This window comes from Streptomyces sp. NPDC059787 (genome assembly GCF_042732315.1).
In the GTDB taxonomy this organism is placed as follows: domain Bacteria; phylum Actinomycetota; class Actinomycetes; order Streptomycetales; family Streptomycetaceae; genus Streptomyces; species Streptomyces atrovirens.
Map to the genome: position 1 here is coordinate 46,177 of NZ_JBHWHX010000036.1, position 21,645 is coordinate 67,821.

Consider the following 21,645-nt stretch of genomic DNA (forward strand, 5'->3'; position numbering starts at 1 on the left):
GTGCCCCTTCTGGGCGGGGTCAACCGACGATGTGGCCGGTGCTTGTGGGGTGCCCCGTGTTGGCGTGGGCCGGGGCGGGGTTGCGCTGCCCGGCGCCTCGTGGGTGCCCCGCTTTGGTGTGGGCCGGGGGGTGTCTGCGCAACCCGGCGTTTACGGGGTGCCGTCGCGCCCACCCGTGCCGCCCCAGCGGCACGACTGCCCGCGGGAACGGCGGGGACGGCGGGGACGGCAGCCGCTGGCCGGGGTCAGGGCGTCGTGTCTCGGGTGGGGGCCAGGGCCCAGCGGATGGTTGTGGTGAGGGCGGTGCCCAGGGGGTGTACGCAGATGCTCTCGGCCGGGGGGATGCGGGGGAGGCGGAGGGCGCGGGAGGCCCAGACGGGGAGCAGGGAGACCGCGTTGGCGGCGAGGGCGGCGTACGGCAGTCTGGCCGGCAGGGGGACGGGCGGGTGGAGCAGCAGGAAGCGGGCGGTGCTGCGGGCCTCGGGGGTGGCGCGCAGCTCGCCGCGGTAGGCGGCCAGCCGCTCGGCGAGTCCGGCGCGGTCGGCCGGCGGGTCGGGCACGCCGAGCGCGGTGGCGATCCGCGCCATGTCGGCGACGTACGCGTCGCAGCCCTCCTCGTCCAGGGGACGGGCGCCGTAGCGCTGGTGGGCGCGCAGGAACATGTCGACCTCGGCGATGTGCACCCAGCACAGCAGGCGGGGGTCGGACGCCCGGTACTCCTCGCCGTCGGCGGTGGTGCCGCGCACCGTCTCGTGGACCGCCCGCACCCGGTCGACGGCCCGCTGGGCGCTGTCGGCGGTGCCGTACGTGGTGACGGCGAGGAAGGTGCTGGTCCGCTGGAGGCGCCCCCAGGGGTCGCCGCGGAACCCGGAGTGCCCGGCGACGGCGGCCATGGCCAGCGGGTGGAGCGACTGCAGCAGCAGGGCCGACAGTCCGCCGATGAACATCGACGCGTCCCCGTGCACCCTTCTGACCGGCCGGTCGGGGCCGAACCAGCGCGGGCCGGGCGTGCCGTGGATGCGTGCGCGGTTGTCCGGGCCGTCCGGTCCGGCGACCCGGGAGAAGATCGCGTGACCGATCCGGTCGCGCAGCACCGAGCCGCCTTCCGTCAGCAGTCCCATGGGTCGCTCCGCCTCCTCGCGTCCACGACGCCCCGGGTACCCGGCCGGGCGGCTAGGGAACGTCGCCCCTCCAGTCGTACACCCGGGCACCGGTGTCGCGGGGCGCGTACACCGCGCGACCGCCCGCGCCGTAGCGGCCCATCTCGGTGGGCAGGCCGACGCCGTGCCTCAGTTCCGTCTCGCTGCGGCCGGTGACGTCCAGCAGCAGACCGTCCAGCGGGCCCCCGGCCAGCTCCACGTACGACCTCCCGTCGCGCGGGCCCGGATCGTCGTGGTCCGCCCCGTAGACCCTGCCGCGCATGAACTCCAGTTCGTCCATACCGGCAGGATGGCACTCGGCACTGACAACCGGGCCTACGCCTCGTACGCGCCCGCCGCCCAGGGTTTCGGCGTCCGTCCGCCGCTCCAGGCGAGCAGGGCGTCGCGGTTCACGCACACGATGCCGCACTGCTCGGCGTACTCGACGGCCGGCGCGGTGAAGTCGCTGGTGGTGACGACGAGGGCGACGTCCGCCTCGTGGACGGTGAAGCAGGTGCCGCCGAAGCGCTGGAGGTCCTGCGAGCCCACCTTGTTGTCGTCGCCGTAGCGTTTGCACTGGACGACGAGGCGGCGGCCGTCGGGGGTCAGGGCCGTCACGTCGGCACCCAGGTCCCCCGCTCCCCCGACGACCTCCACCCGCGCGCAGCCGTCCCGCACGCACAGGTCGGCTATCGCCGCCTCGAACTCATCGGGGTCCAGGACGTCGTAGTCGTACGTCTCCTCGGGGGCCGGGACGCCGTCGTCGTACGTGCGGGCCGGTACTGGTACCGGTACCGGCGCCGGTGCCGGTGCGTCCAGGGCGTCGAGCGCCGTCGTCGTGGCCTGTTCCAGGGCCTCGCCCGCCCGGCGGGCGATCCTCGCCGCGGACAGCCGCCGCCGTCTGCGTCCGTGGGCCAGCAGGGTCGCGACGACCACGCACAGCAGGACGACGACCCACACCGGGCGCCGCTGCACGACGGGGGCCAGCGCGCGCACCGCGAAGCCGACGGCGATCAGGGCCGTGGCGAGCAGGCCGAAGAACACGGCCGTCGCCCGCAGGTCGAAGCGCCGCCCGCGGTGTGTCGGACGCGTACGGCGCTGGGACATGGTCACCGTGGTGGTTCCTCTCTCTGTCGGCCGGCACGGAGTGCGTCCGGGGTCCTGCGGACCCGCGAAGATCACGTACGCCGTCTGCCCCCGATCGGGCCGTTCACCGGCGTGCCGTACGCCGGCGCGGGGTAGAGGCGGTGTGTGCTGACTGCGGCGACCAGGGAGGCGGACGGTGGACTGGCGGAACTTCGCGCAGCAGATGGCTTCCATGGCGCGTGATCTCCTGGCCGAGCACACCCTCGACTCGACCCTGGAGCAGATCTCGCGCAAAGCGGTGGAGCTCGTCGACGGCTGCGACGCCTCCGGGATCCTCGTCCTGCGGGGGGACCGGGTGAGTTCGCTGGCGCCGACCTCGCAGCTCGTGGTCGAGAGCGACCGTCTCCAGGAGAGGCTGCGCGAAGGTCCCTGTTTCGACGCGGCCCGGCCCGACCGGGCCGAACGTGTCTTCCGCATCACCGACTTCACCGCGGACCCCGAACGCTGGACGTCCTTCGTGCCGCGCTGCCGGGAGCTCGGGGTGGGCAGCATGATGGGTTTCCTGCTGTACACCCGGGAGGAGGAGCTGGGGGCCCTCAACATGTACTCCCACAAGCCGGGGATGTTCACCGAGGACAGCGAGACGGCCGGCTGGCTGCTGGCCTCCCACGCGGCGGTCGCCTTCTCCACCGCCCGGACCGACGCCCAGCTGCAGGACGCCATCGCCACGCGGCATCTGATCGGCGAGGCGATGGGCATCCTGATGGGCCGCCACCATGTGACGGAGGACCAGGCCTTCGACATCCTGCGCACCCAGTCCCAGCGCACCAACACCAAACTGCGCGAGGTGGCGCGCCGGGTCTGCGAGACGGGCGCCCTGGAGCAGTGACCGCCCGGCGGCGGGCGCTCAGCGACTGCCGGTCCAGCCGTGGGCGACGTCGATCACGAGATGGCCGTCGAGCCGCAGCACCCGGAACGGCAGCCGCGCCCGCGTCCCGAGCCCGATCTGGGTCTCGCCCTCGAAGCTGCCGGCGAACCGCGCGTCCCTGAACGTGCGGTACCCGGTGAGGTCCACGCCCGGCAGGGAGTGTCCGGCGCGCGCGGGATAGGTGGGTTCGCCGGTCTCGGGGGCGTACGCGGGCGCGGCCACCCGCACCTCGAGGACGGCGCCGCCGGAGACGGGGATGTGCCGGCCCGATCCGTCCTGGTGGAGGCGGTCGACGTACTGGACGGAGTAGCCGAGACCGTCGCGGGCGGCGCCGGGCAGATCGACGACCATGCGGTCGTAGCAGGCGTGCCGTCCGGTCCTGATGTCCCGCACCGGCGTGCTCGTGCTGTCGCTGTCGGACTTGGGCAGGCTGCCCCAGCCGGTCGGGCACGCCACGGCCCGGCTCGCCGTCGCCGGGGTGGCGGCGGCCGGGACGGCCGCCGCGGTCAGCGTGGCGCCCACGAGCACGAGAGTCGCACAGATTGTTCTCTTTCGAAGCATTTTCCGCCTCCTGGGCCGGCATCCTTCTGGTATCGGGTGAGACGACCGGGATGACCGAAAGGTTGCGGCTCCGCCGCGCCGGACCGTCCGGCATGGCACATCCTGGTGGGGAGCGAACGGATGTCCCGTGCGTCCGCACCGGGAGGACGCGACATGGATGATGCAGCCGCCGCACCGCGCGGGGAGCGGCCGGCGGACGTGCCCGGCCGCGGCGCCGGGAAGAGCCCGGGCGCGGAGGAGCTCCGGCCGGCGCATCCGGCGGCCCGGATCGAGGACGCGCTCGCGGAGCCCGTGGTGGCGGCGGTCCAGGACATCGGCGGATACGGCGGGCTGGTGTACCTGCGCTCGCGGGACCGGCGCTCGCTGGTGCTGTGCGTGGTGGCCGGCGTCCCGCGGTCGCTGCTGAGGACCTGGTGGCGGGTGCCCGTGGGCGGCGCGCTGCCCATGTCCGAGGCGTACCGCAGGAGCGAGAGCATGTGGCTGCCGGACGAGCGGGCCATGATGCTGCGCTTCCCGCAGTTCACCGCCGCGCTGCCGTACTCGTTCGGTTCCGCCTTCCACCCGGTGCACGTCGACGGCGAACCCGTGGGCGTCCTGTCCGTCCTGCGGTCGGCCGCCCGGGAGCCGATGGACGAGCGGACGGTGCGGGCGGCGCTGCGCGACGCGGGACGGGACATGGAGGAGCGCCTCACCGGGTTCGCCCGCCGGATGCCCGGCCGGGAGGGCGCGGACGCCGTGGCGTACGGCATCGACTACGACGACCAGCCGGTCAGCGTGAAGCTGCCCATCCCCTCCCTCGGGGCCGTGTCGGTCGGCATGGTCGAGTGGGACCTGGACGGCGACCGGTGGTCCGGGGACGACGACGCGCTGTCCCTGCTGGGTGTCGTCCGGGAGGAGTTCGGCGGCACCATGGCGGAGGTCGAGGACCGGGTGTCCCCCGACGACCTGTACGAACTGCGGGCGGGCCGGCGGGAGGCGGCGGACACCGGGCAGATCAGGGGCCGGCACTTCAGGGTGCTGGAGGAGGCCGGGGACGACGGGCGGATCCGCTACCGGCCGGTCGAACTGTGGGGGCACGTCGTACGGGTGGAGGGAGTGGCCCGGCTGCTGGTGGGCGCCCTCGTCGACGCGGCCGGCGGGGTCACCGCGGCGGAGGCCGCCGAGCGGCTGCCCGACGGGGTGTTCTCCCTGGACCAGGACGGCCGGATCATCTACGCCAACCGCCGCTGCCAGGAACTGCTGGGCTGCGACCTGGAACACATGCTCGGCCACTACCCGTGGGACGTGCTCCCCTGGCTGCGCGATCCGGCCTACGAGGACCGCTACCGGGCCGCGATGCTGTCGCAGGAGCCGGTGTCGTACCTGGTGCAGGACCCGGACGGCGTCTGGCTGGGGTTCGTGCTCTATCCCGGGGTGCACGGGCTGACCGGCCGTGTCTTCCGCACCAGCGCCCCCGCCGGGGCCGAACCGGGCCGGCCCCTGGCCCCGCCCGGCGGGGAGAGCGCGGCGACGCCGGAGGTGGTCGCGACGGCCCGCGCGGGAGCCCTCTACCACGTCGTGCAGATGGCCAGTGTGCTGACCGAGGCCGCCACCGTCCGGGACGTCTGCCTGGCCGTCGCCGAGCAGCTCCTGCCCGCGTTCGGCGCGCAGGAGATCGCCCTGTACACGATCCGGGACAGCCGGATGCACCTGCTGTGGGAGTCCGGTTATCCGGAGCATTTCCTCGAGAGTTTCGAAGGGGTGCCGCTCACCGCGAACCTGCCCGGTGTGCACGCCCTGACCACCCGGCTGCCGCTCTTCTTCGAGTCGCCGGAGGCGCTGGTCAACGCCTACCCCCAGCTCCTCCTGGACTCGATGAGCGCCTGGGCGTTCCTGCCGCTGATCGCCTCCGGCCGGCCGGTCGGCTCCTGCATCCTCGGCTGGAACGCGCCGCACCGGTTCACCCCCGAGGAGCGCACCGCGCTGACCGCGCTGGGCGGGCTGACCGCGCAGGCGATGGAGCGGGCCCGGCTGTACGACGCCGAGTCCGCCGTGGCACGGGGGCTGCAGGAGGGGCTGCTGCCGCACCGGCTGCCCGCCATCGACGGGCTGCTCACCACCGGCCGCTATCTGCCGGGCACCCAGGGCATGGCCATCGGGGGCGACTGGTACGACGTGATCAGGACGGGGCGGGGGGTGGCGCTGGTCATCGGTGACGTCGAGGGGCACAGCGTCGGGGCCGCCGCCGTCATGGGGCAGCTGCGCAGCGCGGTGCACGCCTTCGCCGCCAGCGGCCGGCCGCCGCAGGAGGTCATCACCCACACCAACCGGCTGCTGGTGGAGCTGGAGACGGACGTCTTCGCCACCTGCTGCTACATCGAGCTCGACCCGGCCACCGGCCGCGCCCTGGCCGTCCGGGCGGGCCATCCGCCGCCCCTGCTGCGCCACCCCGACGGGCACACCGAGAGCCTGGACCTGCCCGGTGGCGTGCTGCTCGGGGTGCTGCCCGAGGCCGTCTACCCGGTCACGGAACTCACCCTGGCCCCGGGCAGCGTTCTCGCGCTGTACACGGACGGGCTCGTCGAGACGCCCGGCGGTGACATCGGGACGGGCATCGAGGTGATCCGCCGCTGTCTGGCGCGCAGCCGCACCGACTCGGTCGAGGAGCTCGCCGACCGGCTGGTCAGGACGGCCCGCCGGACCGAGGAGCGCCCGGACGACGTGGCGCTGCTGCTGACGGCGTACGACCGGCGGCCCGGCCGCTGACCGCCGCCCGGCCGCCGGTCGTCGGACGGGCGGTGCGTGGGTGGCGCGGAGCAGGAGGACGGTGCTGTCGTCGGCCTGCCGCACCTTGCGGCGGGCCGGCGAGCCGCTGCGGGTCGGGGCCGTCGGCGGCCGAGGGGTACGCGCACGCCTCCCGTACCGGCAAAGGCGTACGGCGCTCCTGTCCCGCGCACCACGCCCGACGCGCGCCGTCGGCACCTTCCCCGGGACGAGGACGCGGCGGCGGTCTCACAGGCAGTAGCGCACCAGCCACTCGTCCGGGTCGTAGGCGTTGCGGGCCGGGTCCGGCGCGACGGCCGGGTGTTCCTCGACCATGTCCTCCACCCGGACCGGCTCCGGGAGGCGTCCGAAGCGGGCGTGACGCGCGGTCGCCGCCGCGTCCGTGTCCCCATGGACCTCGTGTGTGCGCACTGTCCCCTCGTCCACGGCGACTCCCCTCTCGCGGCCTCGGCGTCAAGTGTCACACACCGGTGACCGGAAGCATGGCTTCCGTCACAGCCGATCGCGGCCGGTACTGATCAACTCCTCGTATGCGCAGCAGCTCCCTCCCTCTTGTCCTCGTCCTCGTCGGCGTCCTGTCGGTCACCGCGTGCGGCACGCACGCCGAGTCGACGGCGTCCGGTGCCTCCTGCACGGGGCGGCCCTCCGGTACGGACACCGAGCTGGAGCGGGGCGGGGTCCGGGTCACCGGGTTCGAGGACGGAAGCGGGGGCTGCGTCCTGTTCGAGGTCACCCACGCGGAGGCCGAGCCCTTCACCTACACGGTCACGTTCGACCTCCTCTCCGAGTCGGGGCGCGTGCTGTACAGCGCCGAGGAGACCGTCGAGGACGTGGCTCCGGGCCGGACGGCCGTGGGCAGGGTCGCGCTGAGCGGGTCGATGGCGGGCCCGCGGGAGGTGAGCCGGGTGCGGATCGCCGAGGTGCGCAGTGTCCCGGTCGACGAGGCGCCGTCCCCCGGCGGCCCGTGTCCGGACTCCGGTGTCCGTGTGTACGCGGACGAGGCCAATGCCGCCATGGGCCTGCGGGTGGTGTCCGTGCGTCTGGAGAACTGCGGTACCCGGCCCTACCCGCTGCACGGCTATCCCGACGTCCGGCTCCTCGACGAGGACCACGAACCGGTGGACGGCGTGCGGATCCTGCACGACGGCGGTTCCGTCGCCGGCGGTACCGGGGCGGACGGTCCGGCCCTGCCGCTCGTGCTGAAGCCGGGTGAGGGCGCCTGGGCCGGCCTGGTGTGGCGCAACACGGTCGAGGCGGGCACGCCCGTCGACGTGCCCTACGTGCGGGTGCGGGCGAAGTCCGGCGCGGACCCGGTGACGGTCGTCCCCGAACTCGACCTCGGGACGACGGGGAAGCTGGGCGTCGGCCCGTGGAAGAAGCAGGAGGAGTAGGCAGGGGGGAGCCTCCCGGCCGGATTGGTCCCCGACAGCGGGGCTGAAGTGGACCTCTCGGCGGGCCGCCGTCCTTTCTAGCGTCGGTGCCATGAACGCCGTCACCACGCGCGGGGCCCTGCTCGCCGCGCTCGCCTGTGTCCTCGTCGGAGGCTCCTTCACCGCCAACAGCGTCCTCGGCGACTACCCGTACGCGGGCGGTCAGTTCCTGCGGTACGCGCTGGCCTGTCTGCTGCTGGTCCCCCTGGCCGGCCGGGGCTCGGCCGCGAAGCTGCGGTCGCTCCCGCCCCGTCTGTGGGTCCGGCTGGCGCTGCTCGCCGCGGTCGGCATGGTCGGGTTCAACCTGGCCGTCCTGGCCGCGGAACGGACCGCGGAACCGGCGGTGCCCGGCGTCTTCGTGGGCTGCGCGCCCGTGGTGGTCGCCGTCCTCGTCCCCCTGCTGGAGGGCCGACGGCCGCGACGGGCGGTGCTGTACGGGGCGTCGGCGGTGGCCGTCGGCGCCTTCACCGTGCAGGGCTGGGGGCGTACGGACGGGGCGGGTCTCGCCTTCTCGCTGTGCGCGCTGGTCGGGGAGGTCGGGTTCACCGTACTGGCCGTGCCCGTGCTGCGGCCCCTGGGCCCCCGTCTGCTGTCCGCCGCGGTGTGCGGCGTCGCCGCGGTCGAGTCGGCGGTGGCCGGGCTGCTGCTCGACGGGGCCGCGTGGCTGCGCCGTCCGGACGGGGTCGAGGTGACGGCGCTGCTGTGGCAGGCGGTGGTGGTCACCGTCGTCGGCTTCGTGTGCTGGTACATGGGCATGCAGCGGATCGGTGCCGAGCGGGCCACCCTGTTCTCCGGGCTGATCCCGGTGGCGGCCGCGTGCACCGCGCCGCTTGTCGGGACCGGGTCCTACGGTGCGGCGCAGGCGGTGGGCAGTGCCCTGGTCGGAGCCGGGGTCGTACTGGGGTCCGGCGCCGGCCCTCGTCGCCGACGCCCCGTAGGCGTTTTCCGCCCCCGCCGCCCCTTCCCCTTCCCGGGGGCGCTGCCCCCGGACTCCCGCTCCTCAAACACCGGAAGGGCCGAGATGTAGCCCCTCCGGCGTCTGAGGAGCGGGTCCGGGACGGAGCCCCAGGTCGGAACGGGAAGGGGCGGCGGGGTGGAACGGGTCGAGATGCCGGGGCAACAGTGCCCGCCTGTAATGGAGGAGGGGCCGGGAACCGCTCGGCCGGGCAGAGGAGACACGCCCATGCCTTCCAGGCACGGCACGGCAGGTGCGAGGGCGGGCGTCCTGCGCCGGCTGGGCGAGTGGTGCGCGCACCACTTCGTCGTGGTGATCGTGGCATGGCTCGTGGCTCTGGTGGCCCTGCAGATCGCGAGCCGCTCGGCCGGCGGAACCTACTCCGACAACTTCACCCTGCCGGACGCCCAGTCCCAGCAGGGCATCGAGGTCCTCCAGCGGCACGATCCACAGGCCGGGGGCTACAGCAGCCAGATCGTCCTCCACGACGACCAGCGGCAGCTGACCGCCCTCGGCAGCCAGATGTCCACCGCGGTCGGCGACCTGGAGAAGCTGCCGCACGTCCTGTCCGCGCAGAATCCACTGTCCGCCGCCCCCTCCTCCGGCCAGTCGGGGCCGGACGTCGGACCGCTGTCGTCCGACGGGAGGACGGGCTACATCACGGTCCGTTTCGACGTACAGCCCTCGACCCTCGGCGACGGCTACCTGCACGGGGTGGACGACGCCGTACAGCCGCTGCGGGAGGCCGGCGCGCAGGTCGAGTACGGCGGGCCGCTCGGCGAACTGGCCCGGCCCGCCGCGGACGACCGGGTGAGCGAACTGATCGGCTTCGCCGTGGCGATCGTCGTGCTGCTGATCGGCTTCGGGAGTGTGCTCGCCGCCGGGATCCCCCTCCTCACGGCACTGATCGGGGTGGTCGGCGGGCTCGCCGTACTCGGGCTGCTGGCCGCCGCGTTCACCTTCGCCACGGTCTCGCCGACGCTGGCCACGATGATCGGCCTCGGCGTCGGCATCGACTACGCGCTCTTCCTGATCACCCGGTACCGGCAGGACGTCATGGACGGCGAGGATCCGGTGCGGGCCGCCGGACACGCCACCGCCACCAGCGGGCATGCCGTGCTCGTCTCCGGCTGCACGGTGATCATCGCGCTGGCCGGTCTCTCCGTGTCCGGCGTCTCCTTCATCTCCAGACTCGGGCTGGCCGCCGCCGTCACCGTCGTCTCCGCCGTCGTCGGCGCGCTCACCCTGGTGCCGGCCCTGCTGGGCCTGATCGGCGGGCGCATCGACCGTTACCGGGTGCGCCGGCCGGTGGCCGAGACCGACGCCGAGCCCGGTGCGGAGCCCCGCGGCACCTGGCACCGGTACGCACAGCGCGTGGAGCGCCGGCCGTGGTGGTTCCTGGCGGCGGGCGTCGCCACGATCGCCGTCCTCGCGGTCCCGGTGTTCTCGATCCAGCTCGGTCACATCGGCGACGGCGCGGACCCCACGTCCTTCACCGACCGCCGTGCCTACGACCTGATGACCGACGCCTTCGGTCCCGGCTCCAACGGCCCGCTCACCGTCGTCATCGACCAGTCGTCCGTACCGGACTCCCAGCGGTCCGACCTCGCCTCACAGGCGCAGAAGACGCTGGACGGCGTCGAGGGGGCGGCCGCCGTCACCCCCCTGACGCCCACGCAGGACGGTGACGTCCTGGTCGGCACGGTGTACTCGAAGGCCTCCCCGCAGAGCGCCACGACCACCGACCTGGCCAACCGCCTGGTGGACGACACCCTGCCGGACGCCGTGCGGGGCACGGACGCCTCGACGTACGTCACCGGGACGACGGCGGCGCAGGTCGACTTCCGGGACATCGTCGCCGACCGGCTGCCGCTGATCATCGCCGTGGTGGTCGCCCTGGCCTTCCTGATCATCCTCGTGGTGTTCCGCGGTCTGCTCGTCGCCGTCAAGGCGGCCGTCCTCAACGTGCTCTCCATCACCGCCTCGTACGGCGTCGTCGTCGCCGTCTTCCAGTGGGGCTGGGGCGGGCCGGCGCTCGGGGTCTCCGGCACGGTGCCGATCGAGAGCTACGTGCCGATGATGATGTTCGCCATCGTCTTCGGCCTCAGCATGGACTACGAGATCTTCCTGCTCTCCCGCGTCCACGAGGCCTGGCTGCGCACCGGGGACGCGAAGGCGTCGGTCGCCCATGCCCTGGAGATCACCGCGCGGGTCATCACCTGCGCCGCGCTGATCATGGTGAGCGTGTTCGCGGCGTTCGTCGTCAGCGACAACATCGTGGTCAAGATGCTGGGGCTGGGCCTGGCGGTCAGCGTCCTCATCGACGCCACCGTCGTACGGCTGCTGCTGGTGCCGGCCGTGATGACCCTGCTGGGGCGGCACGCCTGGTGGACACCGCGATGGCTGGACCGGGTGATGCCGCACATCGACGCGGAGGGGAGGGAAACGTGAGGCGGCAGGACCCGTGAGGAGTCCTGCCGCCGTCGGGGTGCCGCGGAGGGTCAGGCCCCGCGCCGCACGCTCCGCAGGACGAAGAATCCGAAGATCACCAGCACTCCGCCCAGCGCGGCCGGCCAGAGCTGGGTGCCGGTCTCGGCGAGGCTGCCGCTCTCGCCCTGTGCCCGGGACTGGTTCTCGGTGCCGAGTTCGGGGAGGCTGCCGGGCACCTCGGCGGCCTGGGCCGCCTGGCCGCCGTCGTCCTCGCCGCCCTTGTCGCCGCCGTCGTCCTGGTTTCCGGCGCCGGCGTCCTCGGCCGGAGTGGACGCCTTGACATCGGGCTGCTCGGGCTGCTCGGGCTCCTCGGCGGCCGGGGTCTCCGACGGCTGCTCCTGTCCGCCGTCGTTCTGGTTTCCGCCGTCGTTCTGGTTCCCGCCGTCGTTCTGGTTTCCGCCGCCGTTCTGGTTCCCGCCGTCGCCGGGCTTGTCGCCGCCGTCGTCCTGATTGCCGCCGTCGTTGCCGTCACCACCCTGGCCCGGGTCGTCGGGCGTGGCCGTGGGCTCCTCCGGCTGCTGGGGCTCCTCCGGCTGCTGGGGCTCCTCACCCTGTTCGCCGCCGCCACCGCCACCGTCACCGTTGCCGCCGTCACCGGCGCCGCAGGTGCGACCCTCGTTGATACAGGCGACGACCTCGTTCATCAGGTCCTCGTCGAAGACGTTGATGAAGTCGCCGTGGTCCGTGATCGGCTTGTGCAACTGCTCCGGGAAGGAGTCCACCGCGAACAGCGGAGTCGTCCTGCCCCCGTCGTCGAGGCTCGGCGCGTCGACGTCGTAGACGATGCGCTGCACCAGCTGCGGCACCGGCTTGAAGCCGGACGGGCAGTTGCCGGCCTCGTCCGCGAACGCCATGTGCGTACGGTGGTTGGCGCTGTCGATGTTGCGGCCGTCCCAGCAGCTCTGGAAGTCGAAGCTGCGCACCACGTCACTGCCCTGCGGGCACAGCGGGTACTTGTCCGTGAGCTGCCGGTCCTCGAAGCCGGTGCAGCTCCAGGAGGCGTTGGCGTTGGCGGGGCCGTTGACGAACGACTTGGCGTCACCGGTGATGATGCGCAGCAGCCGGGGCATGGCGGTGACCTCGCCCCGCGGGTTGCCCTCGAAGGTCAGCGTGACCTCCTTGGGCGTGACGATCTCACCGGCGTTGCCCTCGATGCCGCCGCCCGGGGACCCGGCGTCCTGCTCCTGGGTCCCGTTCTGCAGCCGCAGCACGGGCCAGTAGTACGACGACTTGTCGCCCTGGTCGGCGCAGCTCGTGTCCGCCTGCGCCAGGTCCTCGTCGCTGGAGAAGGCGTTGGTGGCCTGGTTGCCGATGTAGTCGTGGAAGTGGTGGGCGCCGTTGCCGACACCCGGGGCGGCGATCACGTTGTCCGAGTTGAACAGGCCGTTCTCGTTGACGCCGCACTCGCTGGTGAAGGTGCCGCGGGAGGCGCTCCCCGTCCGCTGCGGCTCGGTGACGTTGGGCTGGACGCTCTCGATGTCGACGTAGTCGCCGGCGACGGGCCCGTTGCCGGCCTGACCGCCGTTTCCGCCCTGGTCCTGGCCCTGCTGGTCCTGACCTTGCTGGTCCTGGTCCTGCTGGTCCTGGCCGTCGCCTCCGTCGCCCGCCTGCTCGCCCTCGTCGCCGGCGCCCTCCTGCCCGGCGCCCTCCTGCCCGGCGTCCGGCTGTGCGGCGTTGCCGGACTCGCGCACGGCGCAGTCGGCGAGTTCCTCGAGGCCCTCGGGCCGGTCGCCGACCCGGTCGATGGCGGTCCCGATGCGGGCGAGGGCCGCGGCACGCTTCTCCTCGAGCGGCTTGGCGATCGCGTTCTCCGCGAAGCCCGGGTCCTGGCGAAGAGCCTCGGCCGACTCCCCTATCCGCTTGTACGCCTCCGCGATCTGCGCGTCCAGGCCGGCGAGCTCCTTGTCCACCTCCGCCCGTGCCTCCTCCGGCACCGACGTCAGTCCGGTGGCCACGTCCGGGCAGTCGATCGTGGCGCCCGAGAAGACCTGCGCCTGGCCGTCGCCCTGCCCGCCCTCCTCCGTCGCGGAAGCGTAGACGTTGGCCGCCATCATCCCGCCGCCGCCCAGGATCAGGGCGAACGCGGCGAGAGTCGCGCGCTGTTTGGGGCGTCTGCGTGTGTTGCGTGCCAAGGCAGTACTCCTACGCTTCTGTTGCGGGGGGTGGGCAGGGGATTCCCACGCCCCATACGTAGGCGGGCCACAGCGTGTTCAAAGGACTCACGGTTTCTTCGCGGAATCTCAGAAAGCCCCGGCCCCGCACGCACCGGATCCCCGCCGGACTCACGCGGCCCGGCGGGGACCCGGGGACGGGAGCGGTGAAGTGCCGGTGACTCAGCCGAAGTTCACGTCACTGCACAGGAAGTACGTCTGGTCCATGTGCGAGGCCTGCCAGATCGTGTAGACGACGTGGCGGCCGCTGAGGCCGGAGGTGCTCACCGGGATCGAGTAGTTCTGGCTGGGCGCGTACGAGCCGGTGCGGGCCACCTGCTGGAGGTCGTCCCAGCCCAGTTGCTCGGTGGTGGGGTCGAAGCCCTGCCGGGTGACGTAGACGAGGAAGTAGTCCGCGCCGTGGCTGGCCTGGTCGTACAGCCGGACGGTGAAGTTGCCGTTCACGTTCGTCGTCTTCCAGGCGCCCACCGTGTCCAGGGAGTTGTAGCGCCCGCCCTCGGTGTGCCCGCCGCTGCAGAGCTGGCCGTCGGGGACCACGGCCCGGAAGTTGCCGGCCGAGCCGTTGCGGTAGAGGCCGTTCCAGTTCCACATGGCGTTGGGGTTGTCCTGCCACGCCTGCCAGCACATCGGGTCTTCCTGCGCCATCGCCGGGTTCTGGAAGTCGCTCCCCCAGCGTTGCCAGCAGCCGTAGTTGCGGGACGCGGGATCGATCACCGAGCCGTGGGCGACGGCGGTACCGCTCCAGGGGATCAGACAGAGCAGCGCGGCGACGGCCACGGTCAGGGCGAGCGACAGACGGGACCGGAGCGGTAATGCATCATGACCATGCCAAGTCATGGATTCCTTCTTTCCGCTGTGGGGGTCGTGGGGATGCGGGTGTGCGCTCCCACGGCGGTCATGGGAGCGCTCCCAATGCACAGGCTGCGCCCGTCGAAGCGGAGCGGCAATGCGCATTTGCGCCACTTCCGCGCGGGCGGTGGCGCGTTCGACGCGTTCGACGGAGACGGGCGCCGACCCCTCGGAGCCCGTCGGATCAGAGTCCTTCGAGGTCGTGCGTCGTACGGCCGAGGCAGACGACCGAGTCGTCCATCGGCACGTCGATCTCCTCGAAGCCCATCCGGTCGTAGAAGGCCCGGGCGGGCTTGTTGGCCGTCGCCATGACGAGGTGGACGGACGGCACTCCCCCGTCCCGCAGGGCCTCCAGGAAGGTCCGCATCAGCCGCCGGCCGTAGCCGCGCCCCTGCCAGTCGGGCAGCAGGTCGATGTGCAGATGGGCCGGCCAGGCGGCCAGCTCCGGGACGATCATCCGCTCGGGATGGTGCAGCAGCCAGGCGATCGTCTCGTCCGGGGTGGCCGGCGGCCCGGACGGCTCGGGGTGGCGGTCGCCGACCAGGGGCAGCCACGCGGCCCGGAAGGTCTTGGCGAAGCGGACGGTGTCGGCGGTGCCGACGATGTAGCCGACCGCCCGGCCCCGGCCGTCGTCCAGCACGAACGCCAGCTCCGGCTCCAGATGGACGTACGGCGCGGCGAAGGTGTCGGGGAAGACGGTGGGGTCGGTGTAATGGGGGCGGCTGTCCTGGCCGTTGTGCGCGGTGCGGACGCAGATGTCGTCGAGGGCCTGCCGGTCCTCGCGGCGGTACGGGCGGATCCTGGGGGACTCGGTCATGTCTGGCATCCTGCAGCCTTGGGAGCGCTCCCACAACCCCTTTCCGGCCAGGTCGGGGCACGGACCCCTGGCTTAGCCCTCCGGCCCCTGGTTACCCGAGGGGCATGAAGCTGCATATCCCGGGGCGGAACGACCGGCAGACCCACGAGAGCGCGACGGACGAGCCTCGTCCGGACCACCGGACCGGCGCGGCGGCGGACGAGCTCCGCCCGGGGCACGGGTCCGGCGCGGCGGACGAACCCGGGCCCAGCGACGAGGTGGAGCGGGCGGCACCGGACACGCCGGGCAAGCTGCCGAAGGGGGCGTGGGGCGCGGCGTTCAAAGGCAGCCTGCGCGAGTTCAAGGACGACGAACTCACCGACCGGGCCGCCGCCCTGACGTACTACGGCGTGCTGGCGCTGTTCCCGGCGCTGCTGGCCCTGGTCTCGATCCTGGGCCTCACCGGCAGGTCCACCACGGACAAGGTGCTGGAGAACCTCCAGGAGCTCACCGCCCCCGGCGCGGCCCGCGACATCATCACCCAGGCGGTACAGCAGCTGCAGGGCACCGCGGGCGTCGGCTCGGTCGTGGCGATCGTCGGTCTGGTGCTGGCCGTCTGGTCGGCGTCGGGCTACGTCGCGGCGTTCATGCGCGCGTCGAACGCGGTCTACGACATCCCCGAGGGGCGTCCGGTGTGGAAGGTGCTGCCGGTACGGCTCGGGGTGACGGTCGCGCTGATGGTGATGGCCGTGATCAGCGCGCTGATCGTGGTGTTCACCGGCGGGCTGGCCCGTCAGGCGGGCGACCTGCTCGGTCTGGGCGACACCGCGCTGACCGTGTGGTCGATCGCCAAGTGGCCGGTACTGGTCGTCCTGGTCACCATCATGATCGCGCTGCTGTACTGGGCGGCCCCGAACGCCAAGGTCAGGGGGTTCCGGTGGATCACCCCGGGCAGTTTCCTGGCGCTGGTGATCTGGCTGATCGCCTCCGCCGGGTTCGCCCTCTACGTCGCCAACTTCGGGTCCTACAACAAGACGTACGGCACGATGGCCGGTGTCATCGTGTTCCTGATCTGGCTGTGGATCACCAACCTCGCCATTCTGCTGGGGCTGGAGTTCGACGCGGAGATCGCCCGGCAGCGGGCCATCGCCGGGGGGCATCCGCCGGAGGCGGAACCGTACACGCAGCCGCGCGACACGCGCACCTGGGACGAGCAGGACCGGCGGCGGATGGACGAGACCTGACGCCGCCCGCGGCGGGGCTCAGTCCATCAGGCCCGCGGCGACCGTGGCGCCCAGCTCCCAGCACCGCTCGACGTCGGCCCTGCCGGGCTCGCCGGTGACGGTCACGCCGTCGGCGGCGCGACGCCAGCCGAGGCCCGTCGTAATCGACTCCAGGCCCCGCACCGCGCCCGTGACGTCGTTCCCGCCGTGCACGTAGTACCCGAAGGGCCGACCCCGGGTGGTGTCCAGGCACGGGTAGTAGACCTGGTCGAAGAAGTGCTTGAGCGCCCCCGACATGTAGCCGAGGTTGGCCGGGGTGCCGAGGAGATAGCCGTCGGCGTCCAGGACGTCGGCGGCGGTGGCGGACAGCGCCGCCCGCCGCACCACCTCGACCCCCTCGATCCCGTCGGCGCCGGCACCGGAGAGGACGGCCTCGAACATCGCCTGGCAGTTGGGCGAGGGCGTGTGGTGGACGATCAGCAGAGTCGGCACACCCCGACCCTGCCGTGCCGGTCCGTGTGCCCGCAAGCCGCCACGGCCGGTGTCCCGTTGTGGAGGCGGGGCGGGAATGGCACGATGCCCCGCATCGGTACGCGAAGAACGGGGTGCGTCTTGGCCGACGAGGATCACGGGTCACCGGCGGCGGCGGTGTTCGACGCGCTGGGCGGCGAGTACGAGAAGGCGTTCGCCTCCTCGTCGGCGCACCGGGCGTCGCTGGACCGGCTGCTCGAAGGGCTGGCGCCCGGCAGCAGGGTGCTGGACGTGGGCAGTGGAACGGGCCGTCCCACGGCCGAGGCGCTCGCCGCAGCGGGACATCGGGTGCTGGGCGTCGACGTGTCCCCGGTGATGGTGGGGATCGCCTCCCGGCAGGTGCCCGGGGCCGAGTTCCGGTGCGCCGACATCCGGCGGATGCCGCTCGAGGACGATTCGTTCGACGCGGTCTGCGTGTACTTCGCGCTGCTGCAGATGTCGCGGGCGGAACAGTCGGAGCTGGTACGTCGGCTGGCGCGGGCGCTGCGGCCGGGCGGCCTGTTCGCGCTGGCCACCGTGCCGTTGGACGTCGAGGGGTTCGACGGCGCCTTCATGGGGCAGGACGTGCGCGTCACCAGTTTCGCGGCCGAGGACGTCGTCGCCCTCGTGCGTGGGGCGGGCCTGGCCGTGGAGTCGCAGGAGAGCGTGATGTTCACCCCGACCCATCCCGACGCCCGGCCGGAACCCCAGCTCTTCCTGCACTGCCGCCGCGAGGAGGCGTGACCCCTCGGGCGGCCGGTTCGGCGGATCGCCGTGATTGTCCGGCGTGAAATCAGGTACCCGCGTTCCACTTCCCATCGGAAAGCGAGGTAGCCGACGCATGTCGCAGGTAGAGGAATCGATCGAGGTCGACGTCCCCGTCCGCACCGCCTACAACCAGTGGACCCAGTTCGAGAGCTTCCCGGAGTTCATGGGCGGGGTCGAACGCATCGAGCAGCGCAGCGACACACTGACCCACTGGGTGACCAAGGTCGGGGGCGTGGAACGGGAGTTCGACGCCGAGATCACCGAGCAGATCCCGGACGAGCGTGTCGCCTGGACCACGGTCGACGGTGAGGCGCGGCAGGCCGGCGTCGTCACCTTCCACCGGGTGCGGGACACCACCACCAAGGTGATGCTGCAGATGGACTTCGATCCGCAGGGGATGACCGAGAGCGTGGGTGACAAGCTCGGCTTCGTCAAGCGGCAGGTCGGTGGTGACCTGAAGCGGTTCAAGGAGTTCATCGAGCGGCGCGGCCTGGAGACGGGCGCCTGGCGCGGCGAGGTCTGACCGCGGCGGGGGCACGCCGGTCCCCTTCCGGTACGACCGCCTTCGTGGTCCCGGCCTCCGGGCCGGGGCCACCGTCGTCTACGGCAGTGGTTTCGGCCCGCCCTGTGCGGCCTGGAGGTCGGCGAGCAGTTCGGCCTGCCCCGCGAGCACGCCGGACAGGATGGTGCGCGCCACCCGCAGCAGCTCCGCCACGTGCGGGCTGGTCAGCGAGTAGTACACGGTCGAGCCCTCCTTGCGGCCGACCACCAGGTTCGCCCGTCGCAGCACCGCCAACTGCTGCGAGAGGTGGGCCGGCTCGATGCCCACCTCGGGAAGCATCTCCCCGACCGCGTGCTCACGCTCGCTGAGCAGTTCCAGCACGCGGATGCGGGCGGGATGGCCCAGTGTTTTGAAGAACTCGGCCTTCAGCTGGTACAGCGGCGTGGTCATCGTGCCGTCCCCTTTCCGGCGCGGCAGCACGGCCCGGGCGGCCGGTCCTCGGTCCATCGCCTCATCTGTTCGTCGGCGTCCGCCTCGACGCTTTCCGACATTAGCAACTCGGTACTTCTCCACCGCCCGGTGGCCGTGGGCGGTGGACTCACAGGGGGAGCGTGATCCAGACGCTCTTTCCCCGGCCGTCGGCGTCGCCCCGGACCACGGCGGTGCCGCCCAGGGCGTGGGTCAGTTCGACGACCGTGGCCAGGCCGCCGTGCCCGGCGTCCGGCCCGAACAGCCGCGGCCGGTGGGGGTGGCTGTCGTGCACGGCGAACACCAGGCACTCGGGGCCCGCCGCGTAGATCACCGTGATCCGCGGGGAGACCTCGGCCGCGTGCCGGACACTGTTGGCCACCAGTTCGCTCAGGATCAGCAGCGCCGGACCCACCGCCGGGTGGCACTCGCCTATGCCCCACTCCGCCAGGGCCTGCTCGGCCGTTTCGCGGGCGAGGCGCACGGCTCCGGGCCCGGTGGGCAGGGTGAGCACATGGCGGTGCGGCAGGGTGTTCAGCACGGAGGCCGTCATGGCGTCTCCCGGGTGGGCGCGGGCAGCACGACCGGCAGCTCCGCCGCCCGCAGGACACCGTCGCGTTCCAGGTGGTCGCGGGCGGCGCGGATCGCCTCGGGGGTCGTGGCGTACTCCCGGCCCTCGTGCCGCAGCAGTTCCAGGACGCCCACGGAGGCGAGGGCCCGGCGGTGCTCCGGGCGGACACCGGACGCCATCACGACGATGCCGCGCCGTCTCAGCTTCGTCACCGCGTCCTTGAGGACCAGGGCCCCGGTGGCGTCGACCACGCTCACATGGGACATGCGCAGGACGACCACGCGTACGTCGGCGAGTTCGGTCAGCTCCAGCAGGAAGCGGTGGGCGGCGGCGAAGAACAGGGGTCCGTCGATGCGGTAGGCGACGATGTGCTCGGCCAGCAGCTCGTGCTCCTCCTCCGTGTGGTCGTCCCGGTCGAGCGGCAGCGGGGCGAGCCGGGCCTGCCGGGCGACGGCGCCCAGCGCGAGGACGCCGGCGACGACCAGGCCGATGATCACCGCCTGGACAAGGTCGAGCACGAGCGTGGCGACGGCGGTCAGGACGAGGATCAGCGCGTCGGAACGGGTGGCGCGGGCCATCGCGCGCAGCGAGCCGGCCTCGACCATGCGGACGGCGGTCGCCAGCAGCACGCCGGCCAGGGCGGCGAGCGGGATCCGCGACACCAGCGGGGCGGCCGCGAAGACGATCACGGCGAGGACGGCGGCATGTGTGAGCGAGGCCAGCCGGGAGGTCGCGCCGGTACGGACGTTGACGGCGGTGCGGGCGATGGCGCCGGTCGCGGGGACGCCGCCGAACAGCGGGGCGGCGATGTTGGCCAGGCCCTGGCCGAACAGTTCGCGGTCGGGGTCGTGCCGCTGTCCGACGGTCATGCCGTCGGCGACGGAGGCGGACAGCAGCGACTCCAGGGCGGCCAGCGCCGCCACGGCCAGGGCGGGCGCGAGCAGGCTGCCCAGCGCGCCGGTGTCCACGAAGGAGAGCGAGGGGGCGGGCAGGCCCGGGGGCAGGTCGCCGATCGGACGCGCCCCGTCCAGGCCGACGGTCTGCGTCACGACGGTGGCCGTGATCACCGCCAGGACGGAGAAGGGGACGGTCGGCTTCCAGCGCGCCCCGAGCAGCATCACGGCCGCCACGGCGAGCGCCAGCGCCGGGGCCGTCCAGCCGGGGTCGCGGATGAATTCCCCGCCCGCCCGCCAGGCCACCACCAGGACCCGCTCCCCCTCGGGCACGGGCACTCCGAGGGCGTTCGGGATCTGCTGCAGCCCGATCACGCACGCGATGCCGAGGGTGAAGCCCTCCACCACCGGCGCGGGCACGTACCGCATGCTTCCCCCGGCCCGCAGCAGCGCCAGCGCGACCAGGACGACGCCCGCCATCAGACCGACGGTGAGCACGCCCGCGGGTCCGTGGTCGGCGACGATGGGCACCAGGACCACGGTCATCGCCCCGGTCGGCCCGCTCACCTGGAGGTCGGAGCCGCCGAACACGGCCGCCAGGGCCCCGGCGACCACGGCGGTGGCCAGCCCCGCCTCGGCGCCGAGCCCGGAGGAGACACCGAAACCGAGTGCGAGCGGCAGCGCGACGACCGCGACGGTCAGGCCGGCGAGCAGGTCCCGGCGGGGATGGCGCCGCACTTGGTCCGCGTCGGCACGGGTGGGCAGCAGCGAGATGATCCGGGACCGGACTCCGGCCTGCGGCAGCGGTACGGACACGGGCCCTCGACTTCGGATACGACTGTATGACGGATACAGCATGTAGCCAATTGCTAAATTTCGCAATTCCGCAGGTCGATGAGGGTCCGGCTGCTGAGCCGCTTCGCCCTCAGCCTGTCATACGCCTGCGCCACGACGGTTCGACCTGGCGCCACTCCGTCTCCCATTCGGCCAGGCGCCGCAGTCGCAGCCGGGCCCGGGCGAGCCAGCCGCCGAGCAGGACCAGTCCTCCGGTGGCGACGGCGACCGTGATCCCGGTCATGACGGTCTGGAACTGCGCTTCCGCGCCGTCGGGTGGTGCGGAGACCAGCCGGCCCTCGGGGTCCGTCCACACGGTGGCCTCGGTGCCCGCCGGGCTCCCCGGGTCGACCTCGGCCCGGCCCGTGCGGCCGGTGCCGTCGGGGGCAGTCCACCGCACCTTGGCCCATACGCCGCCGTCCCCGTCCCCGTCCTGCGTCACCGACGCGGACAGCCCGGCGGCGTCCTCGGTCAGTACGGCGGGGACGGGGGTGGTCCGCTCCCGGCGCTCGGCGAGCGACCCGTCCACGGCCCCGGCCGCCGTCAGGCCGGAGAGCGCCCCGAGCAGCAGGGCGAGGACGACTGCGGCGAGCACCAGCCAGGCCTCGGCCAGATCGCTGCGGCGGCGCAGCGGGTTCCTCCGCCACCGCCACAGCCGCACCCTCCGGGGCCTCGCACCCTGTGTCCTCGCCATCGGAGGTCACCTCC

General features: G+C 73.0%; 21 protein-coding genes. 8 read left to right on the forward strand and 13 right to left on the reverse strand.

From position 1 onward, the window contains the following. Positions 1-245: 245 nt before the first annotated feature. The 3 genes from ACFV5H_RS28075 to ACFV5H_RS28085 are packed head-to-tail and all read right to left on the reverse strand — an operon-like array spanning position 246 to position 2,252. Positions 246-1,121, reverse strand: a complete 876-nt coding sequence (locus tag ACFV5H_RS28075) for an oxygenase MpaB family protein (protein WP_385050120.1) — start codon at positions 1,119-1,121, stop codon at positions 246-248. Between the two features lie 52 nt (positions 1,122-1,173). Next, positions 1,174-1,440: a hypothetical protein gene (locus tag ACFV5H_RS28080; protein ID WP_073935895.1), complete on the reverse strand. Its 267-nt coding sequence runs from the start codon at positions 1,438-1,440 to the stop codon at positions 1,174-1,176. Between the two features lie 35 nt (positions 1,441-1,475). Then, the gene (locus ACFV5H_RS28085) at positions 1,476-2,252 is read right to left on the reverse strand and encodes a restriction endonuclease (protein ID WP_385197782.1); all 777 of its coding nucleotides are present in this window, start codon (positions 2,250-2,252) and stop codon (positions 1,476-1,478) included. 169 nt (positions 2,253-2,421) lie between these two features. On the opposite strand from ACFV5H_RS28085, the gene ACFV5H_RS28090 reads away from it, so the two are divergent. Continuing rightward, complete coding sequence (locus ACFV5H_RS28090) at positions 2,422-3,114, forward strand: GAF and ANTAR domain-containing protein (RefSeq protein ID WP_385050114.1); 693 nt, start codon at positions 2,422-2,424, stop codon at positions 3,112-3,114. A gap of 18 nt (positions 3,115-3,132) precedes the next feature. Here the strand turns inward: ACFV5H_RS28090 and ACFV5H_RS28095 are convergent, their stop codons facing one another. Then, positions 3,133-3,714: a hypothetical protein gene (locus ACFV5H_RS28095; RefSeq protein WP_385050112.1), complete on the reverse strand. Its 582-nt coding sequence runs from the start codon at positions 3,712-3,714 to the stop codon at positions 3,133-3,135. 153 nt (positions 3,715-3,867) lie between these two features. Between ACFV5H_RS28095 and ACFV5H_RS28100 the strand changes: the two genes are divergently transcribed. After that, positions 3,868-6,459, forward strand: a complete 2,592-nt coding sequence (locus ACFV5H_RS28100; protein ID WP_385050110.1) for a SpoIIE family protein phosphatase — start codon at positions 3,868-3,870, stop codon at positions 6,457-6,459. A 246-nt stretch (positions 6,460-6,705) separates the two neighbouring features. Here ACFV5H_RS28100 and ACFV5H_RS28105 read toward each other — a convergent pair whose 3' ends face one another. Next, positions 6,706-6,888, reverse strand: coding sequence for a hypothetical protein (locus ACFV5H_RS28105; protein WP_385050201.1), 183 nt, complete (start codon positions 6,886-6,888; stop codon positions 6,706-6,708). Positions 6,889-7,007: 119 nt separating this feature from the next. Between ACFV5H_RS28105 and ACFV5H_RS28110 the strand changes: the two genes are divergently transcribed. The 3 genes from ACFV5H_RS28110 to ACFV5H_RS28120 all read left to right on the forward strand — a co-directional run bounded on the left by ACFV5H_RS28110 (position 7,008) and on the right by ACFV5H_RS28120 (position 11,313). Next, complete coding sequence (locus ACFV5H_RS28110) at positions 7,008-7,868, forward strand: DUF4232 domain-containing protein (RefSeq protein ID WP_385197784.1); 861 nt, start codon at positions 7,008-7,010, stop codon at positions 7,866-7,868. A 91-nt stretch (positions 7,869-7,959) separates the two neighbouring features. After that, entirely contained in the window at positions 7,960-8,934 is a 975-nt protein-coding gene (locus tag ACFV5H_RS28115; RefSeq protein ID WP_385050106.1) for a DMT family transporter, read from the forward strand. Positions 8,935-9,090: 156 nt separating this feature from the next. Next, positions 9,091-11,313: an MMPL family transporter gene (locus ACFV5H_RS28120; protein WP_385050104.1), complete on the forward strand. Its 2,223-nt coding sequence runs from the start codon at positions 9,091-9,093 to the stop codon at positions 11,311-11,313. Between the two features lie 50 nt (positions 11,314-11,363). Here the strand turns inward: ACFV5H_RS28120 and ACFV5H_RS28125 are convergent, their stop codons facing one another. The 3 genes from ACFV5H_RS28125 to ACFV5H_RS28135 form a co-directional block, all read right to left on the reverse strand. Next, positions 11,364-13,406 (reverse strand): DUF1996 domain-containing protein, encoded by a 2,043-nt coding sequence (locus ACFV5H_RS28125; RefSeq protein WP_385197804.1) that lies wholly within the window; start codon positions 13,404-13,406, stop codon positions 11,364-11,366. 279 nt (positions 13,407-13,685) lie between these two features. After that, positions 13,686-14,360, reverse strand: coding sequence for a lytic polysaccharide monooxygenase (locus ACFV5H_RS28130; protein WP_385050102.1), 675 nt, complete (start codon positions 14,358-14,360; stop codon positions 13,686-13,688). Between the two features lie 196 nt (positions 14,361-14,556). Continuing rightward, the gene (locus ACFV5H_RS28135; RefSeq protein WP_385050100.1) at positions 14,557-15,189 is read right to left on the reverse strand and encodes a GNAT family N-acetyltransferase; all 633 of its coding nucleotides are present in this window, start codon (positions 15,187-15,189) and stop codon (positions 14,557-14,559) included. Positions 15,190-15,293: 104 nt separating this feature from the next. Between ACFV5H_RS28135 and ACFV5H_RS28140 the strand changes: the two genes are divergently transcribed. Next, positions 15,294-16,412 (forward strand): YihY/virulence factor BrkB family protein, encoded by a 1,119-nt coding sequence (locus ACFV5H_RS28140; protein WP_385050098.1) that lies wholly within the window; start codon positions 15,294-15,296, stop codon positions 16,410-16,412. An 18-nt stretch (positions 16,413-16,430) separates the two neighbouring features. On the opposite strand, the gene ACFV5H_RS28145 is transcribed toward ACFV5H_RS28140, so the two are convergent. Then, on the reverse strand, positions 16,431-16,883 hold the full coding sequence (locus ACFV5H_RS28145) for a flavodoxin family protein (RefSeq protein WP_385050096.1): 453 nt from the start codon (positions 16,881-16,883) through the stop codon (positions 16,431-16,433). Positions 16,884-16,967: 84 nt separating this feature from the next. Here ACFV5H_RS28145 and ACFV5H_RS28150 point away from each other — a divergent pair, with 84 nt between their 5' ends. Together ACFV5H_RS28150 and ACFV5H_RS28155 are read left to right on the forward strand one after the other, a co-directional pair. After that, positions 16,968-17,645, forward strand: coding sequence for a class I SAM-dependent methyltransferase (locus tag ACFV5H_RS28150; protein ID WP_385197786.1), 678 nt, complete (start codon positions 16,968-16,970; stop codon positions 17,643-17,645). A 97-nt stretch (positions 17,646-17,742) separates the two neighbouring features. Next, entirely contained in the window at positions 17,743-18,192 is a 450-nt protein-coding gene (locus tag ACFV5H_RS28155; RefSeq protein WP_385197788.1) for an SRPBCC family protein, read from the forward strand. A gap of 78 nt (positions 18,193-18,270) precedes the next feature. Here the strand turns inward: ACFV5H_RS28155 and ACFV5H_RS28160 are convergent, their stop codons facing one another. The 4 genes from ACFV5H_RS28160 to ACFV5H_RS28175 all read right to left on the reverse strand — a co-directional run bounded on the left by ACFV5H_RS28160 (position 18,271) and on the right by ACFV5H_RS28175 (position 21,631). Beyond that, a complete protein-coding gene (locus tag ACFV5H_RS28160) occupies positions 18,271-18,621 on the reverse strand; it encodes a metalloregulator ArsR/SmtB family transcription factor (RefSeq protein ID WP_030869497.1) in 351 nt (116 codons plus the stop codon). Positions 18,622-18,769: 148 nt separating this feature from the next. Continuing rightward, positions 18,770-19,192: an ATP-binding protein gene (locus ACFV5H_RS28165; RefSeq protein WP_385050091.1), complete on the reverse strand. Its 423-nt coding sequence runs from the start codon at positions 19,190-19,192 to the stop codon at positions 18,770-18,772. After that, a complete protein-coding gene (locus tag ACFV5H_RS28170) occupies positions 19,189-20,919 on the reverse strand; it encodes a SulP family inorganic anion transporter (RefSeq protein ID WP_385197790.1) in 1,731 nt (576 codons plus the stop codon). The genes ACFV5H_RS28165 and ACFV5H_RS28170 overlap by 4 nt, the downstream gene beginning before the upstream one ends. A gap of 109 nt (positions 20,920-21,028) precedes the next feature. Beyond that, positions 21,029-21,631 (reverse strand): hypothetical protein, encoded by a 603-nt coding sequence (locus tag ACFV5H_RS28175; RefSeq protein ID WP_385197792.1) that lies wholly within the window; start codon positions 21,629-21,631, stop codon positions 21,029-21,031. Positions 21,632-21,645: the final 14 nt, after the last annotated feature.